General features: G+C 57.3%; 12 protein-coding genes. 9 read left to right on the forward strand and 3 right to left on the reverse strand.

Annotated features, from left to right (window positions below; genetic code table 11):
- Window positions 1-53 precede the first annotated feature (53 nt).
- Window positions 54-242, forward strand: a complete 189-nt coding sequence (locus tag ACR0EN_RS13340) for a hypothetical protein (RefSeq protein WP_170397589.1) — start codon at window positions 54-56, stop codon at window positions 240-242.
- 11 nt (window positions 243-253) lie between these two features.
- Here ACR0EN_RS13340 and ACR0EN_RS13345 read toward each other — a convergent pair whose 3' ends face one another.
- A complete protein-coding gene (locus ACR0EN_RS13345) occupies window positions 254-682 on the reverse strand; it encodes an FKBP-type peptidyl-prolyl cis-trans isomerase (RefSeq protein ID WP_480587147.1) in 429 nt (142 codons plus the stop codon).
- Between the two features lie 124 nt (window positions 683-806).
- Here ACR0EN_RS13345 and ACR0EN_RS13350 point away from each other — a divergent pair, with 124 nt between their 5' ends.
- The 7 genes from ACR0EN_RS13350 to ACR0EN_RS13380 all read left to right on the forward strand — a co-directional run bounded on the left by ACR0EN_RS13350 (window position 807) and on the right by ACR0EN_RS13380 (window position 7,442).
- Window positions 807-1,493: a haloacid dehalogenase type II gene (locus ACR0EN_RS13350; RefSeq protein ID WP_170511492.1), complete on the forward strand. Its 687-nt coding sequence runs from the start codon at window positions 807-809 to the stop codon at window positions 1,491-1,493.
- Window positions 1,493-2,320: an alpha/beta fold hydrolase gene (locus tag ACR0EN_RS13355; RefSeq protein ID WP_170511494.1), complete on the forward strand. Its 828-nt coding sequence runs from the start codon at window positions 1,493-1,495 to the stop codon at window positions 2,318-2,320. Before ACR0EN_RS13350 ends, ACR0EN_RS13355 begins: the two co-directional genes overlap by 1 nt.
- Window positions 2,317-3,291 (forward strand): threonine/serine dehydratase family protein, encoded by a 975-nt coding sequence (locus ACR0EN_RS13360; protein ID WP_170424423.1) that lies wholly within the window; start codon window positions 2,317-2,319, stop codon window positions 3,289-3,291. The genes ACR0EN_RS13355 and ACR0EN_RS13360 overlap by 4 nt, the downstream gene beginning before the upstream one ends.
- 75 nt (window positions 3,292-3,366) lie before the next feature.
- Window positions 3,367-4,155 (forward strand): 3-oxoadipate enol-lactonase, encoded by a 789-nt coding sequence (gene pcaD, locus ACR0EN_RS13365; RefSeq protein ID WP_480587150.1) that lies wholly within the window; start codon window positions 3,367-3,369, stop codon window positions 4,153-4,155.
- A gap of 11 nt (window positions 4,156-4,166) precedes the next feature.
- Window positions 4,167-4,880, forward strand: coding sequence for an alpha/beta fold hydrolase (locus ACR0EN_RS13370; RefSeq protein ID WP_170397608.1), 714 nt, complete (start codon window positions 4,167-4,169; stop codon window positions 4,878-4,880).
- Between the two features lie 214 nt (window positions 4,881-5,094).
- On the forward strand, window positions 5,095-6,189 hold the full coding sequence (locus tag ACR0EN_RS13375) for a Zn-dependent alcohol dehydrogenase (RefSeq protein ID WP_170397613.1): 1,095 nt from the start codon (window positions 5,095-5,097) through the stop codon (window positions 6,187-6,189).
- Between the two features lie 20 nt (window positions 6,190-6,209).
- A complete protein-coding gene (locus tag ACR0EN_RS13380; protein ID WP_480587153.1) occupies window positions 6,210-7,442 on the forward strand; it encodes a mandelate racemase/muconate lactonizing enzyme family protein in 1,233 nt (410 codons plus the stop codon).
- A gap of 23 nt (window positions 7,443-7,465) precedes the next feature.
- Here the strand turns inward: ACR0EN_RS13380 and ACR0EN_RS13385 are convergent, their stop codons facing one another.
- The gene (locus tag ACR0EN_RS13385) at window positions 7,466-10,507 is read right to left on the reverse strand and encodes an ABC transporter transmembrane domain-containing protein (protein WP_480587156.1); all 3,042 of its coding nucleotides are present in this window, start codon (window positions 10,505-10,507) and stop codon (window positions 7,466-7,468) included.
- Between the two features lie 169 nt (window positions 10,508-10,676).
- Here ACR0EN_RS13385 and ACR0EN_RS13390 point away from each other — a divergent pair, with 169 nt between their 5' ends.
- Window positions 10,677-11,066, forward strand: coding sequence for a DUF3307 domain-containing protein (locus ACR0EN_RS13390; protein ID WP_170397621.1), 390 nt, complete (start codon window positions 10,677-10,679; stop codon window positions 11,064-11,066).
- A gap of 3 nt (window positions 11,067-11,069) precedes the next feature.
- On the opposite strand, the gene ACR0EN_RS13395 is transcribed toward ACR0EN_RS13390, so the two are convergent.
- Window positions 11,070-11,531 carry an Lrp/AsnC family transcriptional regulator gene (locus tag ACR0EN_RS13395; protein ID WP_480587159.1) on the reverse strand — a complete coding sequence of 154 codons (462 nt, stop codon included), beginning with the start codon at window positions 11,529-11,531 and terminating at the stop codon, window positions 11,070-11,072.
- Window positions 11,532-11,590 lie beyond the last annotated feature (59 nt).

The raw sequence follows: 11,590 nt of genomic DNA on the forward strand, positions 1-11,590 counted from the left end.
CTTTCCCTGCGGGTGCCAAGATTTGAACATCTTTGCCCCGCAGGGATTACGATATGAGCAAACTTGAACAGATCCTTGCGAGCAACACGCGCTCGCCAGCTTTGAAACGCAAATCAGGAAGCGGACGTGCGCGTCTTTTGCTGCTGATTCTCACATCGCTGCTGATTGCCTTTGTGTTTCTGACCCAACCGCCCGTGCGCGATGCGATTGAGCCGTTGTTGTCACATATCCCGGGCCTTTGATCCAATCAGCATCAGTTGATCGAAACGATTTCGATATCGAAGACCAGATCTTGCCCCGCTAGTGGATGATTTGCATCCAAGGTCACTGTCGCCTCATCTACCTCGACGACAGTCACTGGCAATGCCTGACCGTCAGGAGTTTGCATCTGTAACTGCGTGCCGGGTTCAAGCGGAATGTCATCCGGGATGCCTTCACGCGGGATCTGCTGCCGTATGCCCGGATTGATCGGGCCATAGGCGTCAACGCAATCGATCTCGACACGCTTCTTCTCGCCAATCTCCATGCCCGGCAGGGCAGCGTCCAGACCGGGTATGATCTGCCCGGAACCAACCGCAAACTCCAACGGATCGCGCCCCTCGGAACTGTCGAAGACTTTGCCGTCCAGCAGAGTTCCGGTGTAGTGGATGCGAACCGTGTCGCCTTGTTTGATTGCGGTCATGATGGCCTCCGGCCTGAAAAGAAATGAACGGCGCAGCCTAGAGGCTGACACAGCATTGTAAACCCTGCCCTCTTTAACCCCGGAACCGGTTGTGATTACCTGCGCCCGATCAGGGGAGGATCGGATGGCTATCACCACGTGTGTATTCGACGCTTATGGTACTCTGTTTGACGTGGCCGCCGCCGCCAGGCAGGCCGCAACAGAGCCCGGATTTGAAGCGTTGGCTAGCAAATGGCCCGAGTTGGCCAATCACTGGCGTCTGAAGCAACTGCAATATACATGGTTGCGTGCTGTCGCTGATGCGCATTGTGACTTTTGGGATGTCACGCAAGATGGGCTGGATTGGGCCTTGGAAGCGGTAGGCCTTCAGGGGGATAACACCCTTCGGCAGCGTCTGCTCGATTTGTATTGGGAGTTGCAGGCCTATCCCGAGGTCCCCGATATGTTGAAGGCGCTGAAGGCCGGTGGGTTGCAGACCGCCATCTTGTCCAACGGTTCACCCCCGATGCTGAACGGGGCGGTGCAGTCTGCCGGGATCGGTGATGTGCTGAATGATGTTCTGTCGGTCGAAAGCGTGGGGGTCTTCAAACCCCATGCCAGCGTATACGATCTGGTGCAGAACCGCTTCGGCTGCGCGCGCGATGAAGTGCTGTTCGTCAGCTCAAACGGGTGGGACGCTGCCGGGGCAAGCGGCTATGGATTTGTCACAGCTTGGGTCAACCGCGCTGGCGAACCAATGGATCGCCTGCCGTGGAAACCTGCACATGTGCTGCCGGACCTGACGACGATCCCGCAATTGGCAGGACTTTGATGGCATATTTCACCACCTCGGACGGCAAACGCCTGTACTATGAAGATACTGGCACGGGCCATCCTCTGCTTTGCTTGGCTGGCTTGACGCGCAACTGCCGCGACTTTTCATTTCTTGCGCCACATATGCGTGATCTTCGTATGATTGCGATGGATTATCGCGGGCGCGGCAAGTCCGATTTTGATGCGAACTACATGAATTACAACATCCTGCGCGAGGGGCTGGATGCGATTGAACTGCTGGATCATCTGGGCTTGGAAAAGGTGACCCTGTTGGGCACGTCACGCGGGGGGCTGGTCGCGATGGCCTTGGCCGCCAGCCATCCTGACCGTCTGGCAGGTGTGATATTAAATGACGTTGGTCCGGTAATCGAACCCGCCGGCATTGCCAAGATCATGGACTATGTCGGCAATTCCCCAAGTTCACAAACCTATGATGAGGCTGCGCAGGTCCTGCACGCGATGATGGCACCACAGTTCCCCGGCGTCGCTCAAGATGTCTGGAGACAGCAGGTAGAACATCAGTACATCCAGACGGATACCGGGTTAGAACTGCGTTATGACCCGGCGCTAAGACAAGCGTTGATCGAGCAGGCTGCCATCACCCCGGCACCGGACCTGTGGCCTTTGTTCGACGCCCTGCGTACGATCCCCACCGGTGTGATCAGCGGCGCAAACTCTGACCTTTTAAGCGCGGCCACAGTGCAAATGATGCACGCACACCACCCCGAATTGATCTCGACCGAAGTGCCGGGCCGAGGACATGTCCCGTTCCTGAACGAGCCTCAATCCCTAGACCTGATCCGCAAGATACTGGACGCCAAATGAGCAACATAGACATGATCGAAGCCGCCGCCGAGCGGCTGAAAGGTCACGTGCGCGAGACGCCACTTCTGTCATCGCCTTTCCTGGATGAAATCGCGGGTCGCCGCGTGCTGATCAAACCCGAATGCCTGCAACACACCGGCAGCTTCAAATTTCGCGGCGCGTGGTCAGCTATTTCGGCATTGGATGAGGCGGCGCGCAACCGGGGCGTCATCGCCTATTCCTCGGGCAATCACGCACAGGGTGTTGCCTATGCAGCGGCTCAACATGGAATCTCGTCCGTCATCGTCATGCCCTCGGATGCGCCGAAGCTGAAGATTGAAAATACGCGCGCGCTGGGCGGTGAGGTCGTCCTATATGACCGTGCCAGCGAAAGCCGCGAAGACATCGGCGAGGCATTGGCTGCCGAGCGCGGTTTGACCTTGATCCGGCCTTATGACGAACCGCAAGTGATCGCTGGCCAGGGAACAACGGGACTGGAGCTGGCACGTCAGGCACGGGCGCTGGGCGTGACCGAAGGTGACGTTCTGATCTGCTGTGGCGGCGGCGGGCTGACATCTGGTATCGCGCTGGCGTTAGAGCGTCACGCGCCCGGTCTGCGCCCTCGTCCATGCGAGCCTGAAGGGTTCGAAGACGTGAAACGCTCGCTGGCAAGCGGGACGATCCAAAGCAACGACGCTACTTCGGGAAACATCTGCGACGCAATCCTGACGCCACAGCCGGGACAGATAACCTTTCCCATCCTGCAGCGGCTTTGCGGCCCTGGTCTGTCGGTATCTGAACAGGAATCCCTACGCGCCATGGCCTTTGCGTTTCTGCGTCTGAAGATCGTGCTGGAACCGGGCGGAGCGGTTTCGCTGGCCTCTGCCCTGTTTCGCAAGGATCAGATTGATGGGAATGCGGTGATCGTAGTCGCCTCGGGCGGCAACGTGGATCCGCAGATCTTTGAACGGGCGTTGGAATTCCTTACCTGACAATCGCTTACAGCCGGTGCAAAATCCGGTCGTAGTCGTTTTAATCGACACCCTGAGCAGACGGGGACGCTAAACATGCATATCGCTGACCTCAAAGATATTCGGATACACTACCGAATTGATGGCGACGCCGCTGGCGCCCCCATCGTGTTTGCTAATTCACTGGGCACGGATATGCGGCTGTGGGACCCGATATTGCCGCTACTGCCCAAAGGCCTGCGCATCATTAGGTTCGACAAACGCGGGCACGGATTGTCAACAGCACCCTCAGCGCCCTATTCCATGGGAAATCTGGTGCGCGACGCCGAGCAATTGCTGGATTATCTAGAGGTCAAGGATTGCGTATTCGTGGGTCTGTCCGTCGGTGGCATGATTGCGCAGGGTCTGGCGGTCAAGCGTATGGATCAGATCCGCGCGCTGGTGCTGTCGAATACGGCCGCCAAGATCGGCACTCCCAAGATGTGGCAGCAGCGTATGGATGCTGTCCGTAAAGGCGGGATCGAGGCACTGGCGGATGCCACCATGGATCGGTGGTTCTCGAAATCATTCCGGGCCAGCGCCGAGATGACGCTTTGGCGCAACATGATGGTCCGACAACCGGTCGATGGCTATCTGGGCTGCTGCGCTGCAATCTCTGGCACCGATTTCTATACGCCAACCAGCGGATTGCGCCTGCCGACCTTGGGGATTGCGGGCAGCGAAGACGGCTCAACCCCGCCCGATCTGGTGCGCGAAACGGTCGATCTGATCCCTGGTTCACGCTTTGCGCTGATCCGAAAGGCAGGCCACCTGCCCTGCGTCGAGCGCCCTCAGGACTTTGCCCAATTGATTGGTGATTTTCTGACCGAGATCGGACATATTTGAAGGAGGGATTGTTGGCAGATTTCTTGCTTGTACATGGCTCTTGGCACGGTGCCTGGTGCTGGCGCGATCTGATCCCGGAACTGACCACTTTCGGACATACCGCCCGCGCCATCGATATGCCAAGCCACGGCTCGGACCCGACGCCTATCCGCGATGTCACCCTTGGAACGTGCAGAGATGCCGTGCTGAAGGCTTCGACACCAAAGACCATCATCTTAGGGCACTCGTGGGGTGGATATCCCGTAAGTGCGGCTGCCGAGACCGACCCGAACGCCATGCGAGGTGTGATTTATCTAAGTGCCTATGTTCCGAAATCCGGGCTATCTATGGTCGAAATGCGCAAACGAGCCCCACGCCAACTGATCGGAAATGCCGTCGAAGTATCCGGCGACGGGTTGTCGTATTCGGTGGTACCGGATCAGGTGCACGACCTGCTTTATCACGACTGCGCGCGCGAGGTGGTTGCCTATGCATTCGCGCGCCTGTGCCCCCAGGCGATTGCACCGCAGACTACCCCCCTAGACGTCGGCGATAACTTCGCGCGCGTTCCAAAAGGGTACATCAGAACTACCGATGACCGAATCGTTCCGACCGAATATCAGGCCGAGATGGCGGGTTGTGCGGACCCTGATATGCACCTCACGATAGACAGCTCTCACTCGCCGTTTTTTTCGCATCCTGAGCATCTTGCCGGGTTGATGCACCAGATCTCGCAACGAATGTAGCCAGCCACCGTCGATGTCCCGACCCCGATACGCCGTGCGCCGATCTGTTTGGTTGTCGCACACTGAACCGATGACCCACACAATGCTTATCAATAGGTGGATTCTTTTGCGTCTACCCCACTTTGGCAGAACAACGACACATCCGTGACGGTTTCCACCTTGCAGGTCCCGCCGGGACGGGTCACCGTGATCCCGTTAGGGAGCGGGAAAACACATGCAAACCATCAAAGCAGCCGTATGCCGGGCCTTCGGCGAACCTCTGGTCATCGAAGACATCCTGATTGCACCACCCGGCATGGGCGAGGTCGAGGTCACGCTGGATGCAGTGGCGATTTGCCATTCGGACATTTCCTTTGCAAGCGGCGCATGGGGCGGCCACTTGCCCGCGGTTTACGGGCACGAAGCGGCTGGCATCGTTTCTGCTGTTGGTGAAGGCGCAGGGGATTTCAAACTTGGTGATCCCGTTGTGGTAACCTTGATCCGCGCCTGCGGGTCCTGCCCGTCCTGTGCCGGTGGTATGCCCACCATTTGTGAAACACCTTATGACACGGTGAAAGGTCCGCTGCAGACTGCCGACGGTGATGCGCTGGAACAGGCCATGGCATGCGGGGCCTTTGCCGAAAAGGTAGTTGTCAGCCACCGACAGATCGTCCGCATACCTGAGACCCTGCCCAAGGACCTTGCCAGCCTGCTGTCTTGCGGGGTGATCACCGGTGTTGGCGCAGCGGTCAACGCCGCCCAGCTTCGCCCCGGGCAGGACGTGGTTGTCATCGGCGCCGGGGGCGTCGGCTTGAACGCAATCCAAGGCGCACGTATTGCCGGAGCTCGCCGTATCGTTGCGGTCGATATGACACAGGATAAGCTGGATATCGCAATGGAGTTCGGCGCGACCCATGGTGTTTTGGCCAGCCAGAAAGAGCCGTGGAAAGCCGCCTACAAGGCGCTGGGCGGACGTGGCGCAGACGCCGTCTTAATTACTGTTGGTGCAATCCCGGCTTATGATCAGGCCCCGCGTTATCTTGGTCGGGGCGGTAAGGCGATCATGATCGGGATGCCCCATTCTGGTGACATGTCCAGCTACGAACCCGTCGTGCTGGCCGCGCTTGGCCAGGGCATGGTGGGCTCAAAAATGGGCGATGTAGTGATCCAGCGAGACATCCCCTGGATGATCGATCTGTATGAACAGGGGCGGCTGAAACTGGACGAGTTGATCTCGGGTCGCTGGACCCTGTCGCAGATCAATGAGGCCATCGAAGACACCAAGTCCGGTGCGGCCAAACGCAACGTGATCTTGTTCGATCGCGACTGAACCCGCAAAAGGAACGCCCGATGAAACTGCAAGATCTCGATGTCATCGTTACTGCCCCTCCGGCCCCGGGTTGGGGTGGGCGCTATTGGATTTTGGTCAAGGTCACCACGGATACGGGCGTGATCGGTTGGGGGGAATGCTACGCGTCCTCGGTTGGTCCCGAAGCCATGACCCATGTCATTCGCGATGTATTCGAACGGCACATGCAGGGCGAAAACCCCGAGAATATCGAGTTGATGTTCCGCCGCGCCTATTCCAGCGGCTTCACTCAGCGACCAGACCTGACCGTCATGGGTGCGTTCTCAGGGCTCGAAATTGCCTGCTGGGACATTTTGGGCAAGGATCGTGATCGTCCGGTCTATGCGCTGCTGGGTGGGCGAATGAACGACCGTATCCGGGCGTACACCTATCTCTACCCACTTCCTCAGCATAACCTGACGGACTTCTGGACTTCACCTGAGCAGGCCGGAGAAAGTGCTGCTGAAATGGTCCGGCGCGGCTATACCGCCGTCAAGTTTGATCCCGCCGGGCCTTATACAATCCGCGGCGGGCACATGCCCGCGATGTCCGATATCTCAATGTCGATAGCGTTTTGCAAAGCGATCCGTGAGGCAGTTGGAGACAAGGCCGATCTGCTGTTCGGTACTCATGGCCAGTTCAACACAGCCGGAGCTATACGTCTGGGCCAAGCGCTGGAACCCTTTTCGCCGCTGTGGTTCGAAGAACCCACACCCCCCGACATGATCGAGGATATGGCCCGTGTGGCGCGCAATGCCCGTATCCCTGTCGCGACCGGTGAACGGATGACAACCAAAGCGGAATTTGGCGCGGTCCTGCGCGCCGGGGCCGCCGAAATCCTTCAGCCTGCGTTGGGACGCGCTGGTGGTATCTGGGAGATGAAGAAAGTCGCCGCGATGGCCGAGGTTTTCAACGCCCAGATGGCACCCCATCTGTATGCGGGACCGATCGAGTGGGCGGCGAATATTCATCTGGCGGCGTCGATCCCGAACCTGCTGCTGCTTGAAAGCATCGAGACCCCATTCCACGATCAACTGATAAAGGGAAGCATCCGCGTCGAGAAGGGGTTCGTCACTCCTCCGACCGAGCCCGGCCTTGGTATCGAGGTCGATGAAGGCCTTGCCCGAGCCCATCCCTACAAAGGTGACGGGCTGCACCTACAGATGCAGGAAACCCCATGTGACTATGCAAATGGGAATGCGTTTCAAGGCGGTGCACCCGCAACCGAAGGGTAACAATCGACAGGCGAGCAAGCCGATCAGTTCGAGACATACCCCGCGATGACCTGCAACAGTTTAAAGGCTGTGGCTGCATCGTTCTCGACGACCGCCAGAAATTCCTCCTCACCGATCCGTAGGCAGGACAGTTCCGTTTCAGCCACCATGCTCAACGCCCGAGGCTCTTTTCGGATCAACCCCAGCTCTCCCACCAACGCGCCCGCACCAACCGTTGTGATCAGTTGATTGGCCTCGCCCGAACGCGGCAGGTACAATCCTGCCTCGCCCTCAAGGATGACATAGGCGCCATCGGTTGGCTGATCATCCTTCAGAAACACCACCTGGCCAGGTTTCGCTTCGAACCAGCGCGCACCAAAGGCCAGCAGTCGAAGCTGGCGACGGTCGAGCCCAGAGAACAACGGGGTCTGCTCAAGCGCACGCAATTTGCGTACCAGATCGGCAGACGCCGCACCGTCGCCGTCGACGTCGGTTGGGCCTTCACCCGTCACGACCCGGCCCTGACGGATTTCAACATACATGTCGAAAACATCTGGATTTTCGAACGCATCATTTAGATAGATTACAGTAGTTTCGGGCAGCAATTCACGCAGATTTTTATAAACTGCGACCTGTGTCTCCATATCATAGCTGGCAAGCGCGGTTTCCAGGATCAGAATATCCGGCTTTTTGATCGCAGCGCGGGTAAAGGCCAGCGGTTCGGCAAATACCGCAGGCAAGTTCTGGCCGCCAATCGAGACCGGAACATCATAGATCAGTTCCACCACCATCGGTCGCGCCCCGTTCTCGGCCAGAACATCGACGATCAGTTTGCGCGCCTCGTCGGTCCGCGCACCGCCGATCTGGCTGACCTTGCCAAACAGTGCGTTTTCCATGACCGTCAAACCGGGTGCAAAGGCATCCTCATCCAACGGGACGAATACATCGTGCAACGGTTCCAGCAATTTGGCCGAGTGGCTGTGGCGAAGCTCAAGAATGCGGTTCTTCAGCTCATCCGAAAACGCCGGGCCAATCTGCTCGGCCGAGATCACAAATGGCACCGAAAGCAAGCTAGCCAATTGTTCGTCATCCAGCCCGTTTGCGCCTTCCTTCCGGGTTTGCTCGACCAATTCAACCGCGGCCTCGTAGGTCTGGGCCTCAAGCCCCAGCTTGCGAAACAGAGGATGATCCGTTCCATCAAGCCCAAAGATCTGGCGCAGCATCTCAATTACGTCGCGTGTCAGGCTGATCAGGGTTTCATCCAACCCCAACTCGCGCAACTGGCCCAGAAACACGGTCTGCTGTGCCAGCAATTGCCGTGTCACTGGAACACAAGGGGTGGCAAACAACAGGTTCTCAGCAACGGGTAGCGCAGGGTTATACGCGCAGCGATCGAAAATCAGCGCCTGCTGATCAAGCCCGGCCTCGCGCACCGCCTTCTGAACCCGAGGGCGCAATTCGACCAGCTTTGCTGCCAGTTCCGGGCGCTCATTCGCATCAAACACCTGCTCGGCACCGCGCTGAAACAACGCCGCGCCCGAGCCCATGCCATCGATCAGTTTCAGCCACCAATCGCGCAGCCGCGCCGTATCGTCAAAACCCGCCATTCCGGGGTCAAGCCATTCGGCGTTGAATGGATCAGGACTATTGCCTGCCCTCAGCGTCTCAGGGAAATGCGGATCCTCGGTGGACTTGGACAATGGATGTGACCGCATCGGCATCATCACATTTTCACCCAACGTGCCCTGAAACATTATGGGGCGCGAGGTTGCTAGACCTATTCGTTGGGCAACAACGCTTTGATGCAGGCCAGCCATATTGATGCCGCCGATTTCAATACGGCCAGAGGTTGGCAGTATCTCGCGGGTCAGCAACTCGGTCAGTGCATGGCGATCTTCCTCGCTAGTGGCCGAAATGCCGACCGTTTTACCTGCTGGGAACGTCAGGTCCAGATCATCCAAAACCTGATTGCCGTCGATATCACGAACCGAGACCTGATTCAGTACGATATCGCCATTCAGATGCGGACGATCCGCTGGCTCTCCGTCAAACAGGGCTTCATCAATCATTCCATCCGGTGCGAAACGATCAATCACAACATCCCATCGCAGCGACATGTCCTGCGTTTGATTATAATAGGTCAGCAGTTCTTTCCAGGGTGAGCTCAAGTCTTTGTAAGCCGCCAGCGCAGCCACCAGAGCACCCAGCGAAACAGACCCCTGCAACACCAGCAGGCCACCGACAAGGTAGAACATGAATGGCGTCAGCTGCGATATGAAGTTGTTGATGAACTTCATAAAGAACTTCTTCTGATAGATCTCAAAGCGGATGGCGAACAGGCGCCCCAGCTGATCCGAGATCATCGCCCGCCGATAACGCCAACCGCCATTGGCGCGCAGGGTCGAAGCACCGGCAGCGTTCTCGCCGATCTGGGCAGCCAAAACGCGGACCTCTTGAATGCGCTTCTTGTTCAGAAGATTGATCTGGCGTTGCAATCGCGGGATCAGCCAGGCCTGCAGCGGGATCAACGCCACCGCGGCCAGTCCGAACCAAACGCTTTGGAGGAACAGAAAGGACAGGATCGTGATCATTTGTCCGGCCTGCAGCACGGGCTGACTGATCGCATCCCCCATCAGCCCACCCATCGGTTCGCTTTCAGCGGTTATCATCGAGACCATTTCGCCCTGACTGACCCGCTCAAAATATGGTTGTGGGAAGCGAAGCGCGCGGTTGATCAACTGATAGCGAAAGCGACGCAGCATACGCTCACTCAGAACACCCTTCATGGTGTTGATACGCATCTTCATCAGCCCGTGCGCCAGCACCGCAGCCAGAAAGGCAAAGCACAGGATCATCAGAAAAGTGGTCTGTGTCAGGCTATAACCCCAGACATCGACAATCTGACTTGTCGCGCCGATTGCGTCATTGATGATGCGCTTGGGCAGCTCCAACGTCAGGTAAAGCAAAGGAAACAAGGTCGACGTCACGGCCAGCAAAATCAACTGGTCGCGCTTCGAGTATTTCCAGATGAACTGAAAGATCGATCGTTCTATTGAACCCGCCCCTACTAACGATCCGCCGCTCAAATCACTGATTTTGGCGTGAATACAACGGGCCGAATTTACCGCAATCGTATCCTCGGAAGCAAATGAATTTCCGATTTGCGCCTAATTTGCGTTGTGTGAACAAGTTCATTTGCGCGTTTCGCGTTTACCCCCTAATCTCCTGATTCAGGACGATATCGGGAGGATTCATTTGCCTGCCAGCTTTGGCGCTGTGTTTCTGTTGCTGTGCCTGCTTCAGATCAAACACATGTTCGCCGACTATTATTTACAGACGCCCAAGATGCTTTCCGGGCGAGGCACGTATTTCCACATGGGGCGCGCGCAACATGCTGCTGTGCATGTTGTGGGTTCGGTCGTGATTTTCGCGCTCTTTCGCGCCCCGATTGAATTCATACTGATCATCGCTGCGTTGGAATGGATCGTGCATTTTCACATCGACTTTGCCAAAGCCAACTATTCTGACCGCAAACAGTTGCAACCCAATCAGGCCGCTTTTTGGCGTGCCGCTGGTCTGGATCAGTTGTTTCACAACCTTACTTATATTGGCATGGCCTGGGCTTGGGTGGCTTTCGCGGCTTAAGCTTCAGGGTACCACCGGTCGGTTCCGCTTGATCGTCCGCAGCACGACATTCGTTTGCGCGCTGGCGACGGCGGGCAATCGAAACAAGAAATCTTCCAGAAACGTGTTGTAAGCCGACAGATTCCTGCACAAGACACGCAGATGATAATCCGCCTGACCTGTCGTGGCGTAGCATTCCTGCACTTCGGGGCTGATCTCGACGGCCCGGATGAAGTCGACAATCTTGTCCGGGTCATGCCGGGTCAGGTGAACATGCACGATTGCTTCGAACGTCAACCCCATCTCGGCAGGGTTCACCAAAGCGCCATACCGTTCGATCACCCCAGCCTCTTCCAGCGCGCGCACCCTGCGCCACAGGGCGGAGGCTGACATGCCGACAGCATCTGCCAATTCGGCGTTTGAAACCCGGCTGTCATTTTGAAGCAGCGTCAGAATGCAGTGGTCCCGATCATCAAGAGTGGTCATCTTGGAAAGATTCATCCGTAAATATAACTAAATCTGGTGAATCCTATCATATTTTGCAG

This window comes from Ruegeria sp. AB7 (assembly GCF_056542625.1).